The organism is Hymenobacter sp. R533113 (assembly GCF_056835965.1).
Genome location: NZ_JAKWBD010000013.1, coordinates 1,604,741 through 1,629,831 on the forward strand (window position 1 = coordinate 1,604,741; position 25,091 = coordinate 1,629,831).

At 54.2% G+C, this 25,091-nt stretch carries 22 protein-coding genes; 11 read left to right on the plus strand and 11 right to left on the minus strand.

Annotated elements, in window-relative coordinates; translation table 11 throughout:
* The first annotated feature begins 29 nt into the window (after positions 1-29).
* The 3 genes from gltX (at position 30) to MKZ35_RS16405 (ending at position 3,043) form a co-directional block, all read left to right on the plus strand.
* Complete coding sequence (gene gltX, locus MKZ35_RS16395; protein ID WP_482514270.1) at positions 30-1,571, plus strand: glutamate--tRNA ligase; 1,542 nt, start codon at positions 30-32, stop codon at positions 1,569-1,571.
* A 202-nt stretch (positions 1,572-1,773) separates the two neighbouring features.
* A complete protein-coding gene (locus MKZ35_RS16400; protein ID WP_482514271.1) occupies positions 1,774-2,082 on the plus strand; it encodes a hypothetical protein in 309 nt (102 codons plus the stop codon).
* 190 nt (positions 2,083-2,272) lie between these two features.
* Positions 2,273-3,043 carry a TIGR00266 family protein gene (locus MKZ35_RS16405; RefSeq protein WP_482514272.1) on the plus strand — a complete coding sequence of 257 codons (771 nt, stop codon included), beginning with the start codon at positions 2,273-2,275 and terminating at the stop codon, positions 3,041-3,043.
* Positions 3,044-3,443: 400 nt separating this feature from the next.
* Here MKZ35_RS16405 and MKZ35_RS16410 read toward each other — a convergent pair whose 3' ends face one another.
* The 4 genes from MKZ35_RS16410 to MKZ35_RS16425 form a co-directional block, all read right to left on the minus strand.
* Positions 3,444-3,923, minus strand: a complete 480-nt coding sequence (locus MKZ35_RS16410) for a toxin-antitoxin system YwqK family antitoxin (RefSeq protein ID WP_482514273.1) — start codon at positions 3,921-3,923, stop codon at positions 3,444-3,446.
* Positions 3,924-4,043: 120 nt separating this feature from the next.
* Entirely contained in the window at positions 4,044-5,561 is a 1,518-nt protein-coding gene (locus MKZ35_RS16415; protein ID WP_482514274.1) for a GH3 auxin-responsive promoter family protein, read from the minus strand.
* Between the two features lie 109 nt (positions 5,562-5,670).
* Positions 5,671-6,402, minus strand: a complete 732-nt coding sequence (gene lptB, locus MKZ35_RS16420; RefSeq protein WP_482514275.1) for an LPS export ABC transporter ATP-binding protein — start codon at positions 6,400-6,402, stop codon at positions 5,671-5,673.
* Positions 6,403-6,534: 132 nt separating this feature from the next.
* Positions 6,535-8,385, minus strand: a complete 1,851-nt coding sequence (locus tag MKZ35_RS16425; protein ID WP_482514276.1) for a M61 family metallopeptidase — start codon at positions 8,383-8,385, stop codon at positions 6,535-6,537.
* Positions 8,386-8,537: 152 nt separating this feature from the next.
* Between MKZ35_RS16425 and MKZ35_RS16430 the strand changes: the two genes are divergently transcribed.
* From MKZ35_RS16430 to MKZ35_RS16440, 3 genes are all read left to right on the plus strand, one after another.
* Positions 8,538-8,903, plus strand: a complete 366-nt coding sequence (locus MKZ35_RS16430) for a DoxX family protein (RefSeq protein WP_482514277.1) — start codon at positions 8,538-8,540, stop codon at positions 8,901-8,903.
* A gap of 144 nt (positions 8,904-9,047) precedes the next feature.
* Positions 9,048-10,277, plus strand: a complete 1,230-nt coding sequence (locus tag MKZ35_RS16435; protein WP_482514278.1) for a glycosyltransferase family 87 protein — start codon at positions 9,048-9,050, stop codon at positions 10,275-10,277.
* Between the two features lie 15 nt (positions 10,278-10,292).
* A complete protein-coding gene (locus tag MKZ35_RS16440) occupies positions 10,293-10,685 on the plus strand; it encodes a GtrA family protein (protein WP_482514279.1) in 393 nt (130 codons plus the stop codon).
* 14 nt (positions 10,686-10,699) lie between these two features.
* Here MKZ35_RS16440 and recJ read toward each other — a convergent pair whose 3' ends face one another.
* Positions 10,700-12,427 (minus strand): single-stranded-DNA-specific exonuclease RecJ, encoded by a 1,728-nt coding sequence (gene recJ, locus MKZ35_RS16445; RefSeq protein ID WP_482514280.1) that lies wholly within the window; start codon positions 12,425-12,427, stop codon positions 10,700-10,702.
* A gap of 804 nt (positions 12,428-13,231) precedes the next feature.
* Here recJ and MKZ35_RS16450 point away from each other — a divergent pair.
* The 5 genes from MKZ35_RS16450 to MKZ35_RS16470 all read left to right on the plus strand — a co-directional run bounded on the left by MKZ35_RS16450 (position 13,232) and on the right by MKZ35_RS16470 (position 18,124).
* Positions 13,232-15,094 carry a hypothetical protein gene (locus MKZ35_RS16450; RefSeq protein WP_482514281.1) on the plus strand — a complete coding sequence of 621 codons (1,863 nt, stop codon included), beginning with the start codon at positions 13,232-13,234 and terminating at the stop codon, positions 15,092-15,094.
* Positions 15,094-15,783 carry a hypothetical protein gene (locus MKZ35_RS16455; RefSeq protein ID WP_482514282.1) on the plus strand — a complete coding sequence of 230 codons (690 nt, stop codon included), beginning with the start codon at positions 15,094-15,096 and terminating at the stop codon, positions 15,781-15,783. The genes MKZ35_RS16450 and MKZ35_RS16455 overlap by 1 nt, the downstream gene beginning before the upstream one ends.
* Before the next feature lie 142 nt (positions 15,784-15,925).
* Complete coding sequence (locus MKZ35_RS16460) at positions 15,926-16,534, plus strand: hypothetical protein (protein WP_482514283.1); 609 nt, start codon at positions 15,926-15,928, stop codon at positions 16,532-16,534.
* Positions 16,535-16,750: 216 nt separating this feature from the next.
* On the plus strand, positions 16,751-17,359 hold the full coding sequence (locus MKZ35_RS16465; RefSeq protein ID WP_482514284.1) for a hypothetical protein: 609 nt from the start codon (positions 16,751-16,753) through the stop codon (positions 17,357-17,359).
* A gap of 87 nt (positions 17,360-17,446) precedes the next feature.
* The gene (locus MKZ35_RS16470; RefSeq protein ID WP_482514285.1) at positions 17,447-18,124 is read left to right on the plus strand and encodes a hypothetical protein; all 678 of its coding nucleotides are present in this window, start codon (positions 17,447-17,449) and stop codon (positions 18,122-18,124) included.
* Positions 18,125-18,230: 106 nt separating this feature from the next.
* On the opposite strand, the gene MKZ35_RS16475 is transcribed toward MKZ35_RS16470, so the two are convergent.
* The 6 genes from MKZ35_RS16475 to lptC form a co-directional block, all read right to left on the minus strand.
* Positions 18,231-20,057, minus strand: coding sequence for a tetratricopeptide repeat protein (locus tag MKZ35_RS16475; protein ID WP_482514286.1), 1,827 nt, complete (start codon positions 20,055-20,057; stop codon positions 18,231-18,233).
* Positions 20,058-20,174: 117 nt separating this feature from the next.
* On the minus strand, positions 20,175-20,807 hold the full coding sequence (locus MKZ35_RS16480; protein ID WP_482514287.1) for an outer membrane beta-barrel protein: 633 nt from the start codon (positions 20,805-20,807) through the stop codon (positions 20,175-20,177).
* Between the two features lie 245 nt (positions 20,808-21,052).
* Positions 21,053-21,706, minus strand: coding sequence for an outer membrane beta-barrel protein (locus MKZ35_RS16485; RefSeq protein ID WP_482514288.1), 654 nt, complete (start codon positions 21,704-21,706; stop codon positions 21,053-21,055).
* Positions 21,707-21,903: 197 nt separating this feature from the next.
* A complete protein-coding gene (locus MKZ35_RS16490) occupies positions 21,904-24,030 on the minus strand; it encodes a peptidylprolyl isomerase (RefSeq protein ID WP_482514289.1) in 2,127 nt (708 codons plus the stop codon).
* Positions 24,031-24,138: 108 nt separating this feature from the next.
* Entirely contained in the window at positions 24,139-24,417 is a 279-nt protein-coding gene (locus MKZ35_RS16495) for a hypothetical protein (protein ID WP_482514290.1), read from the minus strand.
* A gap of 111 nt (positions 24,418-24,528) precedes the next feature.
* Positions 24,529-25,068 (minus strand): LPS export ABC transporter periplasmic protein LptC, encoded by a 540-nt coding sequence (lptC, locus tag MKZ35_RS16500; RefSeq protein WP_482514291.1) that lies wholly within the window; start codon positions 25,066-25,068, stop codon positions 24,529-24,531.
* Between the last annotated feature and the right edge of the window lie 23 nt (positions 25,069-25,091).

Genomic DNA, 25,091 nt, shown 5'->3' on the forward strand with positions numbered 1-25,091 from the left:
TTTTAGTCTGAGCGCGACTATTTGTTTGTATGGAAAGAGAAGTTCGGGTGCGATTTGCGCCCAGCCCTACGGGGCCGCTGCACATTGGCGGCGTGCGCACCGCGCTGTATAATTATCTGCTGGCCCGCAAACTGGGGGGCAAAATGCTGCTGCGCATCGAGGATACGGATCAGAATCGCTTCGTGCCTGGTGCCGAGAAGTACATCATGGAAGCCCTGCATTGGGCAGGTATCGTAATTGATGAAGGCCCGGAGCAAGGTGGGCCACATGCCCCCTACCGCCAAAGTGAGCGAAAGCCGATGTACCGGCAGTATGCCCAGCAGCTTATTGACAGCGGGCACGCCTACTATGCCTTCGATACGCCCGAGGACCTGGACGCCATGCGCGCGCGCCTTACGGCTGCTAAGGTGCCCAACCCGCAGTACAATGCCATTACGCGCAACCAGATGCGCAACTCGCTTACCTTGCCCGAGGATGAGGTAAAAGAGCTATTGGCCAGCAACACGCCCTACGTTATTCGCCTCAAAGTGCCCCGCAAGGAAGAGGTACGCTTCCAGGATTTGATTCGGGGCTGGGTCGTGGTGCACTCTTCGGCCATTGATGATAAGGTGCTGATGAAGTCGGATGGGATGCCGACCTACCATTTGGCCAACATCGTGGATGACCATTTGATGGAGATTACCCACGTTATCCGGGGTGAGGAGTGGCTGCCCTCGGCGCCGCTGCACGTGCTGCTGTACCGCTATTTGGGCTGGGAAAGCACCATGCCGCAGTTTGCCCACTTGCCGCTGCTGCTCAAGCCCGATGGCACGGGCAAGCTCAGCAAGCGCGACGGCGACAAGCTCGGGTTTCCCGTATTTCCGCTCGAATGGCACGGCCAGGATGCCGAAACCGGCGAGCCAACCGTGAGCAGCGGGTACCGGGAAAGTGGCTATTTGCCCGAGGCATTTATCAATTTTCTGGCGTTTTTGGGCTGGAATCCCGGTTCGCAGCAGGAGCTGTTTACGATGGACGAGCTGATTGAGGCTTTCTCGATTGAGCGCGTGAGCAGGTCACCGGCCCGCTTTGATCAGAACAAAGTGCGCTGGTACAACGAGCAGTACCTGCGCGCCAAGCCCGACACGGAGCTGGCGCAGTACCTGCTAGCCGCTTTGCGCGAGCACAACATCGAGTGCTCAGAGGAAAAAGCTGTACTGATTGCCGGCGTGATGAAGGAGCGCGTGACGTTTCCCCAGGATTTCTGGCGCGAAGCGCAGTACTTCTTCCAGGCCCCGACTACGTATGATGAGCAGGTAATTGCCAAGAAGTGGAACGCACCTACCGCCGCCGCGCTGGCCGAATTTGCCCGTGAGCTACCTGATTCTTCCGATGCCTCACCCGATGGAATCAGAGCGCTGCTTACCCAGGTACTCGAACGCCAGGGTATTAAGATTGGACAGGTACTACAAGCACTGCGCATGGTGATAACAGGCGTCAGCGCTGGCCCCGACCTGATGGCGACGATGAGCATTATCGGTGCCGCTGAAACGGCCCGGCGCATCGAAACGGCTGTGCAGCAGCTGCCACAATAAGGCAAGAGGAGGGGCGGCGTTCTTTGCTGTCGCTACTTTCCGCATCCACTACAGGGGCCGCGCCGTATTGCTACGGGGCGGCCTTTGCGTTTTGGAGCAGGGTGCTGTGACCTAACCCACTGAAAACGGACGACGAAATGGCTAAGAAACCCGTCAAAAAGAAGAAAAACGACCCGGAAAAAAAGCTCGGGTTCATAAAGAGTTGGATGGCTTTGAAATAAAGGTCAATCCGCTAGGCGAAATAACCTCGACCTACACCATCGAAGAAGTGAATCAATTTCTGAATCGGCATGTGCGCGACAAGAAGCTGGTGAACCGCGATGGACAGTTTGGCGAGAAGATTGAGGAAGACGAGGAGTTTCCGCTGGAAGAAGGCACACCGGAGCCGGAAGAGTCGGAGGAAGAATTTATGCGCCGCACGAGCCGCGAGGCCAAAAAGCCTAAAAAGTCAACGGCCGGCGCGGCGGATGACGATGAGGAAAGCATCCCAACCACGGAGTCACCAGAGTAAAAAAGCCCCCCAGACTATTATTGGGGGGCTTTTTTGTGCCAGAACACTGCAGTCCTCTGCAGGAACCGTCGTTCAACGAATTTAGCCCGCAGAGGGCCGCAATGTTCTGATTGCATTTGCTAAGCCATGAGAATCAGCAATCATAGCATTTCACTATACTTGAGAAACTTTTGCTCTTCCCTCTTTCGCTATGCAATCTCACGACGTAGACTACCGCATTCTGGGCAACGATATTCAGGTACTCGAAGTAGAACTCGACCCGAATGAAACCGTCATTGCCGAAGCCGGCGCGATGGTGTACATGGATGAGGCCATTGCTTTCGAAACGAAGATGGGCGATGGGTCGGAGCCGGATCAGGGATTGATGGGTAAGCTTTTCTCGGCCGGGTCGCGCCTGCTGACCGGGGAGTCGTTATTTATGACGCACTTTACGCATCGCGGCGGCTATGGCAAAAGCCGGGTGGCCTTTTCGGCGCCTTATCCCGGCACCATTATCCCACTTGATTTGCGCACTCTCCCGCAGGGATTAATTGTGCAGAAAGATGGTTTTCTGGCAGCGGCGCGAGGCACTAAAATCGCTATTCATTTCAACCGTCGCCTGGGTGCGGGCTTTTTCGGCGGCGAAGGCTTTATCCTCCAAAAGATTACTGGCGATGGCAAAGCCTTTATTCACGCCGGCGGCACCGTCATCGAGAGGCAGCTCAACAATGAATTGCTGCGCGTTGATACGGGCTGTGTAGTCGCTTTCGAGCCCAGCATCGACTTTGATATTGTGCGGGCTGGGGGGCTAAAATCGATGATTTTTGGAGGAGAAGGGTTATTACTGGCCACCCTGCGCGGCACGGGTAAAGTGTGGATCCAATCGATGCCCGTGAAAAAACTGATTCAGGCGCTTATGCCTAATGGCGGGAATGCCCGAAAGGAAAGCGGCGGTCTGTTAGGTAGCTTTCTTGAGGAATAAGCTCCGCTTGTAAGGTCGTGCTTTCGCTATCGAGACAGACTCTTGGCTCTATACTATTGCGCGGGTTTACTAACCGCCGCTAAAGCTGCGTGGCTATAAAGCCGATGCTGATAACTAATGTGCAAACCAATACGCCAATAAGCCCCATGGTTAAGATGGCACTCAGCGAAGAAAGCTCACCTTTATCAGAAGTAGAGTTGCGGCGGGAAACATAGGGGCGGGAGCGGGTAGTAGGGGCGGGCACAGTGTGAAGTCTAATCGTTTGAGATTTGCACAAAGTAAATACTCGCGTAATATATCAACAATAATGCCGTATGAAATAGTTATATCTCATCTTTATTTACGCCCATTTTGCAAATACCTAAAGGCTTCTCTCATAAGCGCGTTATCAGAAACGTAACTAAAGCTTTCTAACAGACTGCAGCTTGCCTGTATTGTACGTTTCTACTTTCTCTGGTTGGCCGCTGGGTGAGTACGAAGTCCAGTCGCCCAGCCAGTAGAAATGAGCGTTGGTGGCGTCAGTCTCGAATTGTGCTTGTCCACGTTTTGCCACCCGGCCATTGGGGTGATAGTAGGTAATAAGCTGCCGACCAGCCGGCCGACGCAAATAAACCTCCTGCCGCTCAAGTAGGCCCGACAGACCATAATATCGCCAGCGCCCTACTGGCTGACCATGCTTGAAACGCCCTTTGGTACCTATTTTCTGATATTGCTCATCATAATAGGCGTTCCAGCGGCCATGCCGCTCACCCGTCCGGTCGTACTCATTAAGCGACCAAAATCCGATGGGTAGCCGGTTGCGTGAGGTAGCAGTAGAGGCTGAGCTAGCACAGGACGAGAGCCATAGCCCCAAGGCTACAATCCAAAGTTTCTGACACATGCGAGTAACGGTTGAAGTAAAGCGGAGTAACGACAACGCACTGCACACCATCAGGAGTTTCACCTGAAGACGTACATTTCTTCAACCAGCGTATACGGGTTTAGTTACCTAGTGCTCAGTCTATAAAATACGCAGAATTTCGTCCAGCAGCTCGCGCGAGTTGCTCAGGCGGGGCACTTTATGCTGGCCGCCGAGCTTGCCTTTGCTGGCTAGCCAACGTTCAAACGTGCCCGTCGGTGCTACCGTAAGCTGAGGCGGGGCCAGAGCCAAATCGCGGTGGCGCTTGGCATCGTAATCGGAGTTTAGCTGGCGCAGGGTTTGGTCTAGCACAGCGGCAAATTGGTCGGAGCTGGGGGGCGTTTTTGTGAACTCGATAAGCCATTGGTGGCCGCCGCGGGAAGTGGCAGAGGCATCGAAGTAAATGGGCGCGGCCGTATAGTCGCGGACGGTGGTACCTGTGGCCTGGCAGGCGGCAGCAATAGCGGCATCGGCGTTTTCAATCACAACCTCCTCGCCGAAAGCATTCAGGAAGTGCTTGGTACGGCCAGAGATGCGTATCCGATAGGGCGAAAGGCTAGTAAAACGCACCGTGTCGCCAATCTTGTAGCGCCATAGCCCAGCGTTGGTGCTGATTATCAACGCGTAGCTGCGCCCTAGTTCTACCTCCTCAAGCTGAAGCGTGCGCGGGTTTTCTGCCTCAAACTGATCAGCCGGAATAAACTCGTAGTAAATGCCGTGGTCGAGCAGGAGCAACAGGTCTTCTGAATCAGCCTGATCCTGTACGGCAATGTAGCCTTCGGAGGCATTATAAATCTCCAGGTAGCGCATACACTCCTGTGGTATTAACTCCTTGAATAGCGCCCGGTACGGTCCGAAGGCCACAGCGCCGTGCAGAAACAGACGCAGATTGGGCCATACCTCCGTAATGTTATCAGCCCCGGCCAGGGCTGTCACGCGACGTAGCAATAGCATCATCCAGGTGGGCACGCCGGCGAGCGTGGTCACGTTTACGTGCTGCACATGGTGCGCTATGCGCTCGATTTTCTCCTCCCACTCATCCAGCAAAGCAAGCTCCAGCGGTGGAGTGCGCAGAAACTCGGCCCAACGAGGCAAATTCTGCATAATGACGGCCGACACGTCGCCGACGCGGGAGTCGGAATTATCGGGGCGAAAAGGATTGGGGCCGTGCGTGCCACCCAAGGACAAGATTTTGCCCCCCAGTATTCGCTCCGACGGATACAGCGCCGTAGCCAGAGCTGTCATGTCGCGGCCGGCGCGGTAATGGCCCGCCTCCAACGATTCGCGGGTGACAGGAATGTACTTACTGCGCGCATTGGTAGTACCACTGGATTTGGCAAACCACGTTACCTGGCCAGGCCACAGCAAGTCGGGCTCGCCCTGTAATACGCGCTCAATAGCCGGGTACAAGTCTTCGTAGCTGCTTACGGGCAGCCGCTGGGCCAGCTCACGGCCATCAAAGGCATCAGCGAAGCCGTAGCGCTGCCCCCATTCTGTGGCCCGCGCCGTGTACAGCAGCCCGCGCAACAACTCGCGCTGCACCTCGTGGGGGTGTTGGCGAAAGTGGTCAATAGCCGTCAGTCGCCTTTGTACCGCCCAAGTGAGAATGGAGTCAATCATGGCGCAAGAGGTAATATGGAGCGGGAAGTGGACGGATAGTTACAAACAAAAACCCTCTCGTATCAAGCTGCACCTGATGCGAGAGGGACAATACTACCTGCGCTTATGGCTAGATCTTCCGCTTGTACTCGAAATGCTTGCCTAAGTACACGCGGCGTACGGTTTCGTCGGCGGCCAGCTCTTCGGCGGTACCGGCTTTGAGCAATTTGCCCTCAAATAGCAGATACGCCCGATCCACGATGCTGAGCGTTTCGTTCACGTTGTGGTCGGTGATGAGGATGCCGATATTCTTATGCTTAAGCTTGGCTACGATGCCCTGAATTTCCTCTACGGCAATAGGGTCAACGCCGGCAAAAGGCTCATCGAGGAGCACGAATTTGGGGTCGACGGCCAGGGCGCGGGCAATTTCGGTGCGCCGCCGCTCCCCGCCGGACAGCACCCGGCCCAGGTTTTTGCGCACATGCGTAAGGCTGAACTCATGGAGCAGCTCTTCCACTTTATCACGCTGCGCTTTTTTGGGCAAATCCGTCATTTCCAGCACGGCCAGAATATTTTCCTCCACCGTCAAATCGCGAAACACGGACGCTTCCTGAGCCAGATAGCCCACCCCGCGCTGGGCCCGCCGAAACATGGGCAGCTTGGTAATATTTTCGTCGTCGAGGTGTATGGTGCCCGAGTTGGGCTTCACCATGCCTACTATCATGTAAAAACAGGTGGTTTTACCAGCCCCATTCGGCCCCAGCAAACCCACGATTTCGCCCTGCTCCACGGTCACGCTCATGTCGTTGACCACGGTGCGGGCCTTGTAGGTTTTGATCAGGTTATCGGCGCGTAGAATCATGGGGTAAAGGTAGGACGGTTGGCGGGGTTGTAGCGCGGAAATCCGTTCCGCGTCGAGCGGAGCGAGAAATAGACGTTAGCATACGCTTGCTTCTCGCGCTGCTCGACGCGGAACAGATTTCCGCGCTACAGTTTACGCTTTCGGGGCGAGCAGTTGGGTGCGCAGGGCTTGCTGTGCGGGCGTGGGGGCAGGGCTGGCTTCTACCACGTTGGTTAGCTCTACCTCAAACTCCTGGGGCGTGGCCTGGCGCTCCTGGGGGGCTTTTTGGTCTTTGGACTGGAAACGCACCTTCACCGGCGCGGCCGACGTGGGCTCCACCAATGGGCGCAAAAGCTTTTCAGCATTCGACATATCCAGCTTAGTCCCGTTCACGGCCAGAATCACGTCGTCGTCCTTCAGACCGAACGCGTTCTGATCAGGAGCAGTGGAAGCCACTTTAAACTGTTGCTTTTCGGTGTCGTAGCCAAAGCCTAAACGGCCGAAGGCCAGCGCTTTGCTTTGCTCCGTAGGAGCGTAGCGCCAGCCGATTTTAGCAAAATACTCGGCGTACGGCAGCGGCTGACTGCCGATAACGTACTGATCGAAGAATTGCTGAAGCTGCGGGTTGGTGAGAGCTACGATTTCCGGGATCAGCTGGCTGTCCTCGAAGGAGCGCGTAGGGCCATATTTCTGGCGCAGCGTCAGCAGCACGTCGCGCAGACTTTGGCGGCCCTGGCTTAGCTCCTGGATGCGAATATCGAGCAGCAGGCCAATGAGCGCGCCTTTATCATACACGTTCTGGTACATATCCTTGTAGGGTGGCACGAGGATATTGCGGCTCATTTCCGTGAATGACACATCCTTGAACTTCGAGGCATTGTCGATTTTCTCCTTCATCTTTTCCCGGAAAGCATCAGGCGTTACCAGGCCGCCGCGCACCTGCACCAGCTGCGCGAAATACTCTGTTACGCCCTCGTACAGCCACAAGTGCTGCGACATTTTGGGGTCGCGGAAGTCAAACTCGCCGATTTCGCGGCTATGGATGTTCAGCGGTGCCAGCATGTGCAGAAACTCGTGCGAGGCCACTTCCTGCACCATGCTGCGCAGGCGCGCTGAGTCGGGAAACTCGGGCAGGAAATACACCGAGGAGTACGAGTGCTCCATAGCCCCAAAGCCGCCGTCCTTGCTGATCAGTGGGGAGCCTAATGCCGGGAAGTACATCAGGAAATGGTACTTCGGCACGGGCATTTGCCCAAAAAACTGCGTCAGCGCCTCCGCCATTGGGCGCATAATCTCGCGCACATCAGCGGCCTTTATCTGCCCCGTTTCCGATACGACCGATACGCCAATGCGGGCACCACCGGTAGCGAAGCTGGTTGTGTCGGGGCGGCTATAAAGGATTGGGCCGTCGGCCAGATCAACGTAGTTGGGCGCGGTAAATACATCCTGGGTGGGCGTCGGGGCCTTTTTTTCCAGGGAAGTAGCGCCGTACAGGTCGGCGGGCTTGGCCACGGTTACCTGGTAGGGGGCCATTTTGTAGCCCTCCAAGTAGCCATACAGCCCATAGTGGTTGAGCACGTAGTTCTGGCCCGCTTCGAAATTGGTGCCGCCTGGCTGGAAGATATAATCGTCGCCCTGCTTGGCATCCCAGGTATCATCAACCAGGTATTCAAGGCGAGCCAAATCTTTTGCTTTGTTGATGACAAACAGGTTAGGATTGGGCTGCGTGACTTTCAGGGCTTTGCCTTTTTTATCGAAGGCTTTGAAGTTGGTCACAAAGCGGCCGTAGTCTTTTTTGGAGTAAGAGCCGGGCACGACCGAGGGCATCACGTAGGAAACCTGCGACTCTTTCACGGGCGGCGTATTTACGACTACGCGCACCTGATCATTTGCTACATTCTGTAAATCGACGGCAATCTGATAGCCCGCGGAAACTGGCTGCTGAGCCTGAGCCGCGACGGCGGCCCCTAATCCAAGCCCGAAGGCAAGACCAAGAATTTTCATGCAATAAGAATATCGGGGAATGAAAGGAGCGGTTAAAACGAGCGCGCAAGTTATACATTGCGCTTCGCGAATTCTGCTCAACGCAGAATAGCCGGGTCGGATTCCCTAACCTGTAGTTTGGCGCTGATTGCGCCCTTATTTTGCCCCCCAGAATGGCCCGTTTTTCTTCTGCTAGTCGCTATGTGCTTGGCTTTCTGCTGGTGGTGGCCGGAGCGCTGCATTTTGTAGCGCCGGCGCCTTATGTGCGCATTATGCCGCCGTATTTGCCGACTCCGCTCCTGCTGGTGTACCTGAGTGGGCTGTGCGAAATCGGGCTGGGACTCGGGCTGTTTTTCCGACAAACCAAGCGCTGGGCGGCCTGGGGCACGGTAGCTTTATTTATAGCCGTGTTGCCTGCCAACGTGTATATGGCGCAGGCCAATGACACCTTATTTCATTTGCCGGTGTGGCTCGTGTGGGGCCGGTTGCCCTTGCAGCTGGTGCTGATTGCCTGGGCATGGAGCCACACGCGGATGTAGCGCGAACTTTAGCATTTGGCAGTTCGCGTATCGTTGAAGAATAAGCTAGGAGCATTTTCACCACGGGCAGTAACAATACGCGAACTAAAAGTTCGCGCTACATTCCGAGACGTTACTTTTGCCCCCCAAGCCCTCTGCTCCTCTATGGCAACTCCTGTATCCTTTTCTACGCGCTGGCGGCGCTTCGTGGGCCATGCCGCCACGCTGCCCACCGTGTATATTACCCTGACCGTGGCCGCTACGGTGGTGCAGTTTTTGAAAAGCAGCAATCTGCCTTACACCAACTACAACAACTACATCATCTTCCGCAACGCGTTTTATCACCTGTTGCAAGGCCAGGATATGTACATCCTGCACCTGGTGGAGCAGTACGATTTGTATAAATACAGTCCCACGTTTGCCCTGCTGATGGGTCCGTTTGCTGTATTGCCCAATTTTATAGGACTGCTGGGCTGGAATGCGTTGAACGCCGCCGCCCTGTACTGGGCCGTGCAACAATTACCTACCATCGACACCAGAGCCCGACGCGTGGTGCTCTGGCTGGCGGCCATCGAGCTGCTGACATCCATGCAGAATGCCCAGAGCAACGGCCTGGTGGCTGGGCTTATCATTGGGGGAGCGGTGGCGCTGGAGCGTGTCCGGCCGGGAAGAGCGGCGTTGTGGCTCTTGCTGAGTGTATTCGTGAAGCTGTTCGGATTGGTGGCTTTCGTGTTGTTTTGGCTGTATCCGCGCCAGCGGGTGCGTTTCGTGCTGTGGTCCGTTGGACTGGGAATTGTGCTGGCGCTGCTGCCGCTGCTGGTAGTGCCGCCCGCTGAGCTACTGACCCAATACCAAAGCTGGGGCCGCATGCTGGCCGCCGACCATTCGGCTTCCTTTGGCTTATCGGTGATGGGTTGGCTGGAAACCTGGTTCGGATTTTTGCCCCCCAAGACGGCCGTGGTGCTGGTGGGGGCGGCGCTGTTTTGCTTACCGCTGCTGCGCTTTGAGCAATACCAGCACGCGGCATTCCGGACGGGGTTACTGGCGGCGGTATTGCTGTGGGTAGTCGTGTTTAATCATAAGGCCGAGTCGCCCACATTCGTTATTGCGGTGGCGGGCGTAGGGCTGTGGTGGAGCTTACAGCCCAGCCGGCGCTGGCCCGATCTGGTGCTCCTGTGCAGCGTCGTTCTGTTCACGGTGCTCTCCCCTACCGATCTGTTTCCGCGCTTCCTGCGTAAGGCGTATGTAGTGCCGTACGTGCTCAAGGCGGTGCCCTGTATCTTCGTTTGGGCGCGCCTGACGGTTGAGCTCCTAACCCGCGATTTTGCCCCCCAGCTTACTTCGGCCCCCGAAGCACCTGCTACGGCGGTGCCTGCCGCTTCTCTTTCCGTTTAGCTTTATCCCTTTCCTATGCCCCCCGAATACGCTCAATTATTAATGAAGCTGATCAAGTATGGAGTGGTGGGGGTTTTTGGGGTTGGGGTTGATTTCAGCTTGACTTATCTGGCCAAAGAGAAGCTTAAACTGAATCCATACGTGGCCAACGCTATTGGTTTCAGTGTGGCTACCTGCATCAACTTCTTCCTGAACCGCATGTGGACCTTTCAGAGCCACGACCCGGCCATCCTTGGTCAGTTCGGGTATTTCGCGCTGGCGGCTATCATCGGATTAGGTCTGAATACCCTGCTGCTACGCTGGCTGCATCAGCGCTGGAAGGTGCCGTTTTACGTCGCTAAGCTGGCTTCCACGGCCGTAGTGGTGATCTGGAACTTCGTGATTAACGCGTTTTATACATTTGCTTAATCAGGGAGCGAACTTTACTCTTCCCAGCGGATGTCCTTTACCCGCAATTGCAGGCTTTTCACGCCCCGAAACTCGTTCATCTCCACGGTATAGCACACGCTGAACGGCTCGCCCTGCATGATGCGCTCGTGAAATTCGCCCAGCCCAAAGCCGATGGCATCGATGGTGTAGTGCCCATCCTGAGTGAGCACCAGCTTCAGGTGCGAATTGCCGACAATACGCGCCGAATGGGGCACCACGTACACGTTCCGCGACTCAAATACAGGGTTGGAATTGCCCGGCCCGAATGGCTCCATTTGCCGTAGCAAATTGAAAAAGCCCGGTGTCACGTCCTTCAGCTTTAGTACGCCGTCAATCTCTACGGGCGGAATCAGCTGCTCGGGCAAAATACGACCGGCAACAATGCGCTCGAACTTTTCGCGGAAGGCCGGCACGTTTTCAATAGGCATGGTAAGGCCGGCGGCGTACATATGCCCCCCAAACTGGTCGAGCAGGTCGGCGCATTCTCCTATGGCTTCGTGCACATCAAAGCCTATTACGGAGCGGGCCGAGCCGGTGGCTTTGCCGTCGTTGCTGGCCGTGAGAATGATGGTGGGGCGGTAATACTTATCGAGGCAGCGCGAGGCCACGATGCCCACCACGCCCTTGTGCCAATCCTGCTTGAAGAGCACCGTGGCGCTGGCCGTGCGCAGCCCCGCGTCGTCCTCAATCATTTGCAGCGCCTCTTTGGTGGTGCTGGTGTCGAAGCCGCGGCGCTCCTGGTTGGTTTTATCGACCACGCCAGCCTTTTCCTTGGCTTCTTCCTTGGATTGCGCCAGCAGCATGGCCACCGAGCGTTTGGCGTCGCCCATCCGGCCGGCCGCATTAATGCGAGGAGAAAAGCCGAACACCAGACTCGTAATATTCAGCTCATTTACCCCCAGGCCAGCCAGCTCGCGCAGGGCGTCGAGGCCGGGGCGCTGGGGACGCTGGGGGTCATTGAGCAAGCGTAGTCCATGATAGGCCAGAATTCGGTTTTCGCCGGTGATGGGCACGATATCGGCCGCAATACTTACGGCCAGCAGATCGAGCAAATCGTGGAGGGGTTCCTCATCCAGTCCCAAATGCTCACCTAAGGCCTGCATGAGCTTGAAACCAACGCCGCAGCCCGACAACTCTTTGTACGGGTAGTCGCAGTCGGTGCGCTTGGGGTCGAGCACAGCCACGGCGGGGGGCAATTCCTGGCCGGGTAAGTGGTGGTCGCAGATGATAAAGTCGACGCCGCGAGTATTGGCGTAAGTCACTTTATCCACCGACTTCACGCCGCAGTCCAGCGCAATAATAAGCGCATAGCCGTGCTGAGCCGCGTAGTCGATGCCGGTCTCTGATACGCCGTAGCCTTCCTGGTAGCGGTCGGGAATGTAGTAATCGATGCGCTCGGGGCCGAAAAGCGGGAGCAGGTAGGAGTACACTACCGCTACGGAAGTTGTCCCGTCCACGTCGTAGTCGCCGAAAACGAGCACTCGCTCTCCCTCGTGCAGGGCGCGCACTAAGCGCTCCACAGCACGGTCCATGTCGCGCATGCGCAAAGGGTTGGGAAGCTCCTGGAGTACGGGCCGGAAGTAGGCGCGGGCTTCCTCAAAACAACTTACCTGCCGCTGGCAGAGTAAACTGATGATGGCCTCGTTTACGCGCAACGCGTCGGCCAGCTGCCGCACGGTGGCGGGCTCAGGCACGGGCTTGCGAATCCATCTCTTTTCCATACTACTCGGCGGGCATCGCCGAGAGCCGGCGACGACTCCAAAAGTAAGCAGAAAAACCGCGTCCCGCCTACGGATACGTATTTTTGCCCCCCAACCGTTTGTCTCCGCGTTTTATGAAAAAGCTTCGTGCCTTCTACCAGCACTACCGCCAATACATCCTCACCGATGGGCTGATGTACTTGGTTTTCATCCTGTTCATTGCGCTGCTGTTTGTTTTCTTTTCCTGAAGGCCTGGGGGCGCAGGTTGTATAAGGCTGCTTAGGAATCCGGGGAAGGTATATAACCCAAGTCGCGGATTATGTAAGTGACTATTGCTCAATTTCTCAAACGGCTTCTTCCTAAAAAAATAATATTATAGTAATTTTTAGTTTTGTTAGATCAGCGGCTATATTTAGCCCAATATATCTTTATAAAGGTGTTCACCCGTAGGCCGGTGATTTCCTTTGCTACCGCTACCGCGCCTACCTGCCCCTGTTGCTACTTCCCGAGGTTTATCTGCTGCTCCAGCGGCTGAAGAGGGCATAGTATGGTCTTCGCAGCCGGGTACGGGCGGCAACCTCATTGTTCTGTTCTGTTTTGGTTAGCCTCTTTGAGGTGCCGGGGCAAAGCGTACCCCAGCGTGCAGCCTGATAATCACACTTCATTTTTCATTTATACAGTACGCGTTATTCTCTTTTTTTCATTTCTTATCAATTTCTTGTTTTATGAAAAAACTTACCTTACCCCCCCCCATTTTTTTCCTGGCTAAGCGCCCGCTCCGCTTCCTGGCGCACGTACCCACAACTTGCCGTCCGTAGCGGTGCTATGGCCTTGCTGCTGCTACTCGGGGCCTGTGAGAAGCCCGACCTGGAGCCGGGTGAAGCCGGTGTCGCTGCCGCCAGCAAAGCGGACCTGGCTGGCAAGGGCAAAGACAATCCCTTCACGGTAGAAGTGATGCGCAAAGCCCTGAAGAATCTTCAATCCGGCAAAGCTGATGGCAGTTTTTCCACGATGGTTATCGAGGCGCCCACCCATACCTACGTGCGCTTCAAGCCCGCCGACACCGATCAGCTGGCTGACCTGGAGGCCCTGGGTTTGCAGCTTTCCTTCGAGCCCCTGGACGAGACGGCCGCCGCTACTACGTTCGTCGATTACTCTGCGACCGAGATTCCCTGGGTGTACAGCGCCGTGCCCTACGGCGTGGAACTGCCCTACCACATTCAGCGTGAGACCCTGGAGAACCTGTACCTGTTCAACGAAGACGCGGGCGACCAGCAGGATGACCCCTGGGAGCCGGAGCCAGATCCGAACTGCCCGCGTTGGGATTCCAACTGCAATTGTTACGTTGACTGCGAACCCTTTATCGTGGCTCCGTCCAGGCGCAATAATACCAAAGCCGCTACGGAGCAATTAAAGAAGGCTGGTATTTCACCCCTGGCTCTCTATAATGAGGCCATGCGGATTACTGGCCATAAGGAGGAGATAATCGGGGAACCCGCGCCGGGGGAGATTATGATTCAAGCTACGCGCTATTATCCGAGCGGTACAATTCGGGTGCAGGAAAAAGCGTTGGACACCAATGTGCCCCTACGGCGTGTGAATGTAATTGCCCGGCGTTGGTTCAAGGTAGATGACGATCTGACGGATGATAATGGCTATTTTTTTATCAATACAGGCTACCGGGATAAAACTCAGCTATTTGTCGAGTTCAAGAATACGCTCGCCACTACCCGCGGCTTCACTAGAAACTCTCAGCCCTGGGACATCATCTTGCCCATTCGCTCCGTTCTGGGAACGTATGAAAAAAGCCAGATGGAAGGCATGAGCTACCCGTATCTATATAACGCCAACGCCGATAGTAAAAACGCGCTAACGTGGGTGGCCGCCACTACCTTCAACGCGCTGGTCGATTCGCATACCCTCTCCGCGGCGCGCGGCATTTCAGCGCCGGTAAGCGGTCTAAATATTTGGCTGTCATCTATCGTTGTTCCGAACGCTTCCACGCCTATGCTGCGCCGCATTGCTGCTACGTCGGACGTTTCCAAAGCACTTGACTTGTTTTTGGCGGGCCTCAGCGGTGGTAGGGCAGTAGCCATCAAGAAAGTGTTGCAACGCCAACTGCCGGATATTACGTACCGTTACGGTGGTAGTGACTACGGCGCTACCCGTGAAAGTGATGCTGTAAATCGCACTTTCTACCACGAGCTAGGCCATTCCCAACACTACGGGCAGGTCGGTAACAACTTCTGGACGGCCTACATCGCCTACGTGTTGAGGTATGGAAACGCGGATAATCCTTACGGGCAGAAAACGGACAATGACGCGAGTAGAATTGCTATTAGCGAAGGATGGGGCAATTATGTGGAGCGCTTGTTTATCAGGGATAAGTATCGTAGCACTGTTCCTGATTTGGCTAATGATGCTCTCAACGAATTGGAGAATCAAGTTCCTTATGATTCCGACCCTAATGGCTGGTTCGTCTATGGTATGCTCCACGATATGACTGATGTAGGAGAGCCTTTTACAGGGGTAGTAGACAATGTAGATTCCTTCAACGCCGCCACCGTATTTCGCGGTCTACAACCGCAGGCCAACTCCGTGCGGGCCTACGAGGAAGTAATTCGTGTGCAAAACAATAATTTGCAGGCGCCACAGATGGGCCAATTGGTTGCCTCCTACCTCTGGTAATGAACATTTTTAATTATCTCTCGCTTGCCGCGCTCCTATGCACGGCCGCTTGCCGGAAGGAACCGGCACCCACGTTTCAGGAATTGTTCTTTGAAATACCGCTCACGATGCGGCCCGCAAGGCCCACGATGGCAATAGGCGATACGCTCTGGCTGGAAGCCAACTACTCCGACTCACTGCTGGAGATTCGCAGCGGGCAACGGTATCGCCTGCGTCCAGAAGATGGAAAGCCCCATGTCTTTATCAGCTTTATGGAACTGACTGGTCAGCCCGAACGCCAGCGCAATTTCGCTAGTGCATTTCAGGTCATTAACCAGGTGGGCCGCATTGCCAATTTACAGCAGACGGCGGGCTCCTTTGAGCCGATATATCAAGATGGCCGCTACCGCATCAAGATTGGGCTGGTGGCGGTTAAGACTGGTATTGCCAGTATCACGGTGAATCTTAATTCTGATCCCTCCAATCCTTTTGGCCGTCAAAGCGATCTGTCCTTTTTGGAGGTGGGGGAAGACGCGAATGGACGCAAGATACGGCCCATACTAGGTAATATATACTATGTCATCAATGAGGGCAACACTAATTTTGAGTTGTTTCAAAAACATAGTCAGCCCATTTCCACGAGTCCCAACACGCAAGAAGTTACTATGTATTACGAACAAAAAAGCACATTTAACGTCGTAATCAAATAGCAAAAAGGTCCTACCTGTCTCAGGTAGGACCTTTTAGTAAATCATTACCGCCATTACCATGACCCTACGATTCCGCTCCCTTCTCTTCATGCTACTTGTACTCAGTTTGTCAGCTTGTAAAAAAGACCCTGCTCCAAATTTTGTGAAGGTTTACTTCGAGGTCCCTGTACGGATGACCCCCATCAAGGACACCCTTGGCCAGGGAGATACTTTGTGGCTGGAAGCCGATTACTCCGACTCCCTGTTAGAAATTCATACTCAAAAACGCTTTCGGGTGCGGCCCCAAGACTTGGAGCCGGATATAGCCGTCGGCTTTTTTCAGTTGCTGGGGGCGGGAGTGCCAGAAACCAGCTTCGCTAATGCTTTTACATTTGTGAACCAGCAGGGAAGTATCAGCGATATCTCGGCGACGTTTGGCATATTCAGACCGGAATATACCGGCACTCGCCACCAAGCCAGAATTGGGCTGTTACCGGTTAAAAAGGGAATAGTTAGCATATCTTTTTTGGCAAATTTCCGCTATGCTCAATTCGAGAAAGGAGACAACCTGCCCTTTATTAATTTAGGCCTTGACAGTAATGGACGAGCACAAACGGCCGTGCTGGGGGGCATTTATTACGTGATAAATCAGGGTGATACTAATTTCAAAATACAGCAGCAGCACCGCCGCACGTTTTCTACCGATCCTGGCGCGCCGGAGTCTACGCTGTATTATGAGCAGAAAAGCACTTTTACCGTTGTGCTGAAGTAGTTAAAAGGTCTCGCCTGAATTCAGGCGAGACCTTTATTTTCGTCTACCCATAACTGAATTACCGGTGATAATTCAAGGCCAAAATAATAACTTGCGGAGCTTTGCGATAGAGCAATTAGTTGCGTCTTACCGGTGGTAGCTATGTACAGGTATCTGCTTATCCCCTGCTTCCTACTTAGTTTATCGGCCTGTAAGAAAGAGCCACCACTTAATTTTGTGCAGGTTTTCTTTGAAGTTCCTTTACGGATGACCCCCACTAAGGACACCCTCAACCAGGGAGACACCTTGTGGCTAGAGGCGGACTACTCCGATTCTTTACTGGAAATTCGTAGTCAGAAACGTTTCCGGGTGCGGCCCCAGGACCTAGCGCCGGATATAGCGGTTGGCTTTTTTCAGTTGCTGGGGGCGGGAGTGCCAGAAACCAGCTTCGCTAATGCCTTTACATTTGTGAACAAGCGAGGGAGTATCAGCGACATCTCGGCGACGTTTGGCACATTCAGACCCGACTATACCGGCAGTCGCTACCAAGCTCGAATTGGGTTGATTCCTGTTAAAAAAGGCGTCGTAAGAATATCTTTTCTCACCGATTTCCGCTATGCTCAATTCGAGAAAGGAGAGAATCTGCCCTTCATTAATTTAGGCCTTGACAGTAATGGACGAGCACAAACTGCTGTGCTGGGTGGCATTTACTACGTCATTAATCAGGGCGATACTAATTTTAAGTTACAGCAGCAGCACCGCCGCACCTTTTCCACCGATCCTGGCGCGCCGGAGTCTACGCTGTATTATGAGCAGAAAAGTACTTTTACCGTTGTGCTGAAATAAATAAAAGGTCTCGCCTGTAGGCAGGCGAGACCTTTTATTTTCGTTTACCCAAAACTGAACCGCCTATGATAATCCAAGCGCAAAACAATGGCTTACAGGCTGCGCAGATGGAGCAGTTGGTCACTTCCTATCGCTGGTAATGATGCGCGGCCTGACTTTTTTTCCTTGTTTTGCTTGCTGGTGCTGACGGCGTGCCCAAAGGAGGAGCAGCCCCAGCTTGCGGACGTGTTATTTATTTTTCCCGTCACCATCAAGCCCGTGCAGGAGAGCATTGCGCGCGGCGATACGCTGTGGCTAGAAGCTTCTTATTCGGATTCGATGCTGGAAGTGCATAGCGGGCGCAGGTTTCGCCTTAGTCCGCAGGATATCGATCCTCGGCTAGCCGTTGGTTTTTTTGAATTACTGGGCAAGGGTGTTCGGCCTAGAAGCTTTGCCAGCGCCTTTACTTTTGTCAATAAGGTGGGCGGCATTTATGACGTGCAGCAGACGTTTGGCACCTTAAAACCGGTATACGCTAACAATCGCTTTAGCTTTAAAGTTGGTGTGATTCCTACCAGGCAGGGCGTCGTCCAACTTTCGCTCTTAGCAAGTTTTTCTAAGACCCCCTTTAAGGACAACCCCATATTGCCTTTTATTCAATTACCACCAGATAGCAATGGCAACGCGCAGGTGGCGATATTAAAAGGAATATTTCCGGTTATAAACGAGGGCGACACCAATTTTCATTTGTACAAACAATATGGCGACCCCCTCCACCCGAGATAAATAATTCGCTAGTAAATAAAATTTTTACTGAAAAGAGCAACTTTAACATTATTGTTAAATAGAAGCAAAAAAGCCCCCGCCTACGTTAGGCGGGGGGCTTTTTGCTTTACGAATTATCCCCGCGCAGCTTGCGAAATCGCTTGCGGGCCTCGGCCACGTAAATGCTGCCGGGATACTTAGTCAGCACCTGATTGTACAACTCCTGGGCTTTGGCCTGATCCTTCACGTCTTCCTCCATAATGGTAGCCGTTAGGAAGAGAGCATCGTCGCTGAGCACGTCGTATTTGGGGTTGCCGGTAATGCGGCTGAGGGTCGTAATTGCCCCCTGATAGTCGCCAGTGCGGCGCTGAAGCTGGCCTTTGAGGTACCAGGCGTCGTCGGTGAGGGCGTGGCCGGGGTATTTCTGCAAGAGGTTATCGAGGCCCTTCAAGGCTTCAGCCAGCTTGTTCTGGAATACGAGCTGCTCCACGGCGGCGTAGTCGCGCAGAGCCACGCCGGACGTGTCCTGGGCCGTATTATCCGTGATAAGCAAGCTGAGCTGCATGGCATCGTTGGCGATTTCGCGGCTGGTGGCCTGCTTGAGGATATCAAGGTGGCTCTGGGCCAGCTTGAAGTTGCCGGCGTAGTAGTTCAGGCGGGCGTTGCGCAGCTTGGCATCGTAGCCCACGGGCGAATCCTTGTGCGTTTTTTCCACCTGCGAGTAAAGCAGTGTCGCTTCCCAGGGCTCATTGCGCAGCAGGTAGATATCAGCCAGGTTGAGTTTGGCGTCGTCTACCACGTTCAGGCTGGCGCGGGGCATATCGATTACCTGCTGCAATAGCGTCATGGCTTTGGGCTTATCGTCGAGCTGAAAAGCGTAGAGCGTAGCCATATTGCGCAGCACGGGGGCCGTTTCGGGGGTGCGGCCCAGCTCAGTCAGCACCTGCTCGTACTCGGTAATGAGGCTGCGGATTTTGGCTACATCCACCGGAAACGTATTGCGCACCTGCTGCTCACGGGTTTGTACCAGGCGCTGCCGGGCCACCGGGTAAAACGGCCCTTGCTTATGCTCCCGAATCACATATTCGTAGCCGGCAATGGCGCTTTCGTAGTCTTTGTTGCGCTGGGCAATAGCGGCCAGGTCCAGCACGCGGCCACCTTCGGCGCGGGCGCGGCGGTCAAGCGCCTTGGCCTGCACCAGGGCCCCGGTGAAGTCGCGGCGCTGCACTTGTAGCCAGAGCAGCAACTCGCTGTACACGGCCTGGTCGGGCTGCTGCTGCACGTTGGTGAGTAGTATTTTTTCCAGGGCCTCAAAGTCCTTTTCCTCACGCAGACTGTTCTGGAGCATGTTGCGCACGAAGGGCAGCTGCCGGTCGTCGTCGCGCAGCAGGCGCAGGGTTTCGGCCATCAGGGGGGCATTTTGCCCGCTCTGGGTGTAGAGCTGAATGAGCTGGGGGGCAAATTCGGTTTCGTTGCCGGCCAGCTGACGGCCGCGCAGGTAGGTTTTCTCGGCCCACTCCGGCAGCTTGCGGTTCATAAACTCCGTGGCCACGGGTACTACCTGCTCAGCCGTCAGCTGATTTACTACCCGCTCGTACTGCTTGGCGGCGGCTGCCTCGTCGCCGCTGGCGGTGTAAATGCCCCCCAGCAGCACGCCGTAGCCCAGTTCCTTGGGCTGCTGCCGCACCGCCTTCTTCACTAGCTTCTCGGCGTTTTTATGGCGCTTCAGGCTTTGCAGGGCGCTTACGTAGTCGGGCAGGACGTTGGGGGCTGTTTGCTCGTCGGCGCGCAGGCGGGAGAAGAGAAACGCGGCTTTCTCGTTTTCGCCCTTGCGCACGTACTCGCGGGCCAGGGCAATATCGCCGTCCTCTTGGGCGTGCAGGGGCGCGGTGAGCAATACGCTTAGCAGAACTAAAACAAAGAAATGAGGCTGACGAAGATTCAGGAACGGCATAGCAACGGATACAAGACGTGTGCAAATAACTGGTTACGGGCCGGTTTCATTTCATGAAGTACAATAAAAAAGCCCCATTGATGCAATGGGGCTTTTACTCAATTCATTGAATTGCCTCTACCGAAAAGCATAGCGCAGCCCCAGTCCTACGGAATAATAGCCCAGGGAACTCGTATTCGGAGGGGCTGCTATGGAGCGGGGCAGCTTATTTAATTGCGTGTCGAAAGTGAGAGCCAGCTTCCTGCTCAGCCCGTAGCGCAGTCCTACGCCGGCCGTAAGGTAGGAGTCTGTTATTTTATTATCAACAGATTCGCTCTCGATGATGACGCCATCTCTGCCTAGCAAGCGGTTGTAGCGATACCGAGAATGGACCAGGACAACGCCTCCAATAAGGTCGAATTTAAGGCGACTAGCGGGCTTAGTCACCGTATACCGGGCTGTTAGCGGCAGATCGGTTGTCCACCAATTGGTTTCAAACTGAATGGCCGGATAGCCTGGTATCGGCGAAATAGTAGATCCTGCGCTACTTTCCCTATGCCGATAGCCAGCTCCTAACTGCACAGCTAAGCGCGGGGAAATCTGATAGCCAACCTGCACATGAACAGGGCTTACAGCTACTCCCTGACTACCGCTCGGATAGTCAAGCAGATACTGATGGGCACCCACTTGCAGGCCCACGTAAACTTTGGCGGGCGTATCCTCATGCTGTTGAGAAAAGACGGGATGAGTTAGCAGACCTGCAAGAATCAAGGTAACTATATGGCGGAGATACATCAGGGTTTTTGTTTAATCAGGCTTACTCTTAACTGATGTTACGCGGCATATTAGTCGATTGCTTGGAAAGGATGTTTCCTGAAGCAGCAATAGCTTCTTTCTGAGGCAGAGGTGCAGTTGCCGCGTAACATCAGCTCTTAATATTAGTCAAACAGATGGAAAAGCACCTGCTCTGTTGAAGGCTGGTTTCTTTCAACCATCAAATCGAGCAGGTGCTTAGTCTACCGAAAGCTGTAGCGCAGGCCTAAGCCAACTGAATAGTAGCGCAGAAAGCTTCGATTATCAGTCTGCACATCACGCGTTAGCTTATTTAACTGGGCATCAAGGCTAGCATCTAGCTTAGGACTCAGCCGGTAGCGTATTCCTAATCCTGCCGTCACATACGGATCTAATAAGCTTTCATCAACGTGAATATCTTGCGTAATAACGCCGTCTTCCGTGATTGTCAGGTCGTAACGGTACCGGGAGCGAACCACAGTAACCCCACCAATCAAGTCAACCTTAAAGCGATTCGTTGGCTTCCTAGTTAAGGTATATCGCGCTACTAAAGGTATATCTACCGTTTGATGGCTTTGTTCGAATCGCCCGGCTAGCTGACCAGTTGTCGGGGAAGCAGCGCCGCCAGCACTCCGCTCCTGTCGATAGCCAACGCCCAACTGTAAAGCTAAGCGGGGGGATGTCTGATAACCGACCTGTAAATGCGCAGGCCCTGTGGTTATTTCATTATAGCCGCTTTGGTAATCCACCAAATACCGATGCGCACCCGCTTGTAAGCCCACATAAAACTTGGAGGGCGCATCCTCAATTTTTTGCGCGAAGACTGGTTGACTTAAAACAAGAAGAAATAAAAACGCAGGTAGGTACCGTAGACACATATAATTTTTGATTGAGTATGATCTTACTAATAATTGAAAAAGAGAAAAACTCTACACGATTTCAAAGCTATTACTTTATAGTATAGAGCCAGATTAATTTTTAATGGTTGCACAGGTACTCCCGCTCTTTTAGAAGTATTTCCAACAAAAAAGGGTCGCTGACGCGACCCTTTTTCACTTACCTAATAGCGCTCAATTTAAAAGAACTTCGTGCGCTCGTCTTTGATGTTGGCATTAGCTTTTACAGCTTCATAGGTGGCACCATCGGTGCGGGCGGTGCGCTGCGAGGCAAGCTGCTGACGAATGGCTTTCAGATCGGCGGGGGCAGCGGCGGGCGTGATGCTCACGGGTTCCACGATTACTACACCTTGCTCACCCTGGATAGGCGCTGACTTCTGGCCGGGCTTCAACCCAAGTACTTTACCGACAGCTACTGGCTCAGCGCCTAAGCCCTGAATGATGCCGGAGCTGGCAACTACGTCGTTAGCCGTTTTCACCTGGGCTTGCGAACCGTAGCCAGCAGCAATCTGCTCCAGCGTGCCGGTTTTGCCTTTCAGCTTCTCCATAATCTGTTGAGCCTTCAGCTCGTTGCGAACCAGGGCCGTTAGCTCAGGCCGGATGCTGGCTACAGCAGCCGGGCCTTTGGTGCGCTCGCCGGTGAGGGCAGCAATCACGTATTGGTCGCCGATTTCGAAAACCTCCGATACATTACCGATTTCGGTTTCCGGTCCGCCCTGGTTTGCACCATAAGCCCAACGCACGATGGCACGCGCACCCTGCAGATTGTTCACGGCCTGATCACCGCGGCCGAGACCTTTTGCTTCCTGCTTTTGCAGCGACTTATCGGCGGCTACCGCTTTGCGGAAAGACTCTAGGTTGGTAGCCGCGCCTTTCAGCTCCTGCGCTTTCTGGTAAGCCGCCTCACGGGTGCCTTCGCTCGGAACTAAGTTCTTCTGTACAGCAGCTATTTGATACGTTTGGCTGGTTTTAGGAGCCGTAACCTTGATAATATGGTAGCCAAAAGAAGTTTCTACTGGGTTAGGCAGCAAGCCAGCAGCAGTAGCCCCGAAAATAGCCTTCTCAAACTCAGGCACCATGCGGCCTTGCGTAAACCAGCCCAGGTCGCCACCGGTAGCGGTCGTACCATCAGTTCCGTACTGACGGGCCATAGCGGCGAAATCGGCACCGCCTTTAATCTGAGCTAACACATCCTTTGCCTTAGCAAGCGCGGCAGCTTTGGCTTCGGGGGTTGTGTTTTCGGGCTTGATAAGAATGTGGCTGGCGCGGGCAGCGGGCTGCGTACCGGCTTTTTGGCCGGTTACTTTGAAGATCGAACTCACGCCATTCTCGGCGTAAGGGCCGTACACCTGGCCTACCTGCAACGGCAGTTGCTCACGGAGCTTCTCGGGCAGATCGGCGGGCGAAACGTAGGCACCGCTGTAAGGCTGGTCGGAGTTGAGCTTAGCAAACAGTGAGTCATTAGGAGCCGTGCGGAACTGAGCAGTCAGCTGATCAACAGAAGCACGTACGGCGGCGCTGTCTTCTTTCGAAGCCGTTACCGGAATGGTCACATACTCAATGTCACGACCGTCTTCCACCTTGTAGCGGCCTTTGTTTTTGTCCAGATAAGCCTGCAATTGAGCGTCTGTTACTTTCACAGACGAATCTGAAACTGAGAAGTACGGTACGATAAGGTAGCGGATATTGGCGCGGGTGTTCTGAGCTTCGTGGAAGCGCTTGGCCTCGGCCGACGTTACGTAGGTGCTTAGCTTAAGCAGGTTGTTATATTTCGAAGCCAAGCGGTCGGGGGTCAGACCGGCTTCAAAATTCCGCCATTGATCCTGCGCCTGGGGGGGCAATTTGTCGAGGTTGCGCAGGTACTCAATCACCTTGGTGCGGTCGAACTGGCCAGTTTGTGGATCGGAGAAAGCCTGACGAATGCTGGGATGCACGTTGCGACCCTGCACCATATCGTACAGCTCGTCCTCGCTTACTTCCAGGCCCAGCGCATCAAATTGCTCCTTAAAGGCAATGCGATAAATGGTCTGATTCCAGGCCTGGTCGCGGAGGTAGCCAAGGGTATTTTCGTCGGGCTGGCGGCCCTGCTGAGCAATAAAAGCCTGCTTGGCCTGCTCGAGGGTATTATTGAAGTCGTTCAGCTCCACTTTTTCGCCGGATATCTCCCCTACCGTATTATCGTTACGATTGAAGATGCGGTTCTGGCCCGAAATCAGGTCGCCGCCGATAATGAAGAGCAGCAGGCCAATGACGATGGCGCCGACAGCCCAGCCCGATTTTTCTCGAATCGTGTTAATTAATGCCATGTACTTGAAAAAAAGCGCAGTATAGAAAAGTGGAAAGAGTCGCAAAATAACCAGAATCCGTCGGACATTCAAAGCTTTGTGCCAGAATGCCCCCCAACGGATGGTTGCTTAGCGGCGGCCTTTTTTGCGCGGCGCGAGGTTGCGCGGCTGCGATTTGGTGGGCGCAGACTTCGTTGGCGTGGTTGGACCCGGTGTTTCGGCTTTGGTTTGGCCGAGGTAGCGGTACCACATCATGCAGGCAAACGACACCATAAATAGCCAATAATTGCGGGAAATGGCGTCCAGACTATTTGATAGAATCGTTTCGTACACGCCAATGACTAAGGCTACTACCGCCACCGAAAACAGCACGGTGCGCCCCAGAGCCTTGTCAAATTGAAAGTCCATGCGGTTGTTTAGGTGTAGACCAACGGGTTAGGTCGGCGATTTGTGCTAGTTGCTGAAAAAGCCCCCCAGCCAATAAAACGGTTGTTCAACAGCTTATGAACTGGCTATTCGCTACTGCGTTACCGGCGCTTCCACGGTGAAGATGCCAGCGGGCTTGAGAATTTTGTAGCGGGAGAAATCCTGGTTAGCCGTCAGGCCGGTGCCCGTCAGAATCTCCGTGGGAGTTTCGACGCGTACAAACTTCTCGGTGTAGATGGTAGCCTTTTGCTTGTCGTAATACAGCTCCTCGGAGTTCATCTTCTGCTTTTTCTCCTCGTTGCTTACCCGCACGTCATTGCGTACCAAATAGAGGTCCTTGGCTTTATCGTACCGCCCGTACTTGCCTTGCAGGGTGTTGACGATGCTGCCATCCTTTGAATAGAACGTCACTTTCATACCCTTGGGGTACACTTGGTCGCCGGTTTCGAATTGCTGCGACACCGGAGCCGTAAGCTTGATTTGCAGCTTAGCCGAGTCACTGACCAGCATAGTCACGTTGGTAGCTTCCAGTAATGGCCCATTATACATTACCTTCTTTTTGACCTCGGCGTCATTTTTCTGGCAGCCCGTGCTTAAACCGGCTACCACCAAAATGCCCCCCAGGAGCTTCATCCAACCACGGCCAAGCATTATCA

Bases quoted from the DNA above. Each gene is read 5' to 3' on its own strand.
- MKZ35_RS16455 (WP_482514282.1), top strand. From the start codon at position 15,094: ATGAACATTTTTAATTATCTCTCGCTTGCCGCGCTCCTATGCACGGCC.
- MKZ35_RS16415 (WP_482514274.1), bottom strand. From the start codon at position 5,561: ATGATTGACTCCATTCTCACTTGGGCGGTACAAAGGCGACTGACGGCT.
- MKZ35_RS16450 (WP_482514281.1), top strand. From the start codon at position 13,232: ATGGCCTTGCTGCTGCTACTCGGGGCCTGTGAGAAGCCCGACCTGGAG.
- MKZ35_RS16435 (WP_482514278.1), top strand. From the start codon at position 9,048: ATGGCAACTCCTGTATCCTTTTCTACGCGCTGGCGGCGCTTCGTGGGC.
- MKZ35_RS16475 (WP_482514286.1), bottom strand. From the start codon at position 20,057: ATGCCGTTCCTGAATCTTCGTCAGCCTCATTTCTTTGTTTTAGTTCTG.
- MKZ35_RS16425 (WP_482514276.1), bottom strand. From the start codon at position 8,385: ATGAAAATTCTTGGTCTTGCCTTCGGGCTTGGATTAGGGGCCGCCGTC.
- MKZ35_RS16440 (WP_482514279.1), top strand. From the start codon at position 10,293: ATGCCCCCCGAATACGCTCAATTATTAATGAAGCTGATCAAGTATGGA.
- recJ (WP_482514280.1), bottom strand. From the start codon at position 12,427: ATGGAAAAGAGATGGATTCGCAAGCCCGTGCCTGAGCCCGCCACCGTG.
- gltX (WP_482514270.1), top strand. From the start codon at position 30: ATGGAAAGAGAAGTTCGGGTGCGATTTGCGCCCAGCCCTACGGGGCCG.
- lptB (WP_482514275.1), bottom strand. From the start codon at position 6,402: ATGATTCTACGCGCCGATAACCTGATCAAAACCTACAAGGCCCGCACC.
- MKZ35_RS16405 (WP_482514272.1), top strand. From the start codon at position 2,273: ATGCAATCTCACGACGTAGACTACCGCATTCTGGGCAACGATATTCAG.
- lptC (WP_482514291.1), bottom strand. From the start codon at position 25,068: ATGAAGCTCCTGGGGGGCATTTTGGTGGTAGCCGGTTTAAGCACGGGC.
- MKZ35_RS16430 (WP_482514277.1), top strand. From the start codon at position 8,538: ATGGCCCGTTTTTCTTCTGCTAGTCGCTATGTGCTTGGCTTTCTGCTG.
- MKZ35_RS16410 (WP_482514273.1), bottom strand. From the start codon at position 3,923: ATGTGTCAGAAACTTTGGATTGTAGCCTTGGGGCTATGGCTCTCGTCC.
- MKZ35_RS16490 (WP_482514289.1), bottom strand. From the start codon at position 24,030: ATGGCATTAATTAACACGATTCGAGAAAAATCGGGCTGGGCTGTCGGC.
- MKZ35_RS16485 (WP_482514288.1), bottom strand. From the start codon at position 21,706: ATGTGTCTACGGTACCTACCTGCGTTTTTATTTCTTCTTGTTTTAAGT.
- MKZ35_RS16470 (WP_482514285.1), top strand. From the start codon at position 17,447: ATGGCTTACAGGCTGCGCAGATGGAGCAGTTGGTCACTTCCTATCGCT.
- MKZ35_RS16495 (WP_482514290.1), bottom strand. From the start codon at position 24,417: ATGGACTTTCAATTTGACAAGGCTCTGGGGCGCACCGTGCTGTTTTCG.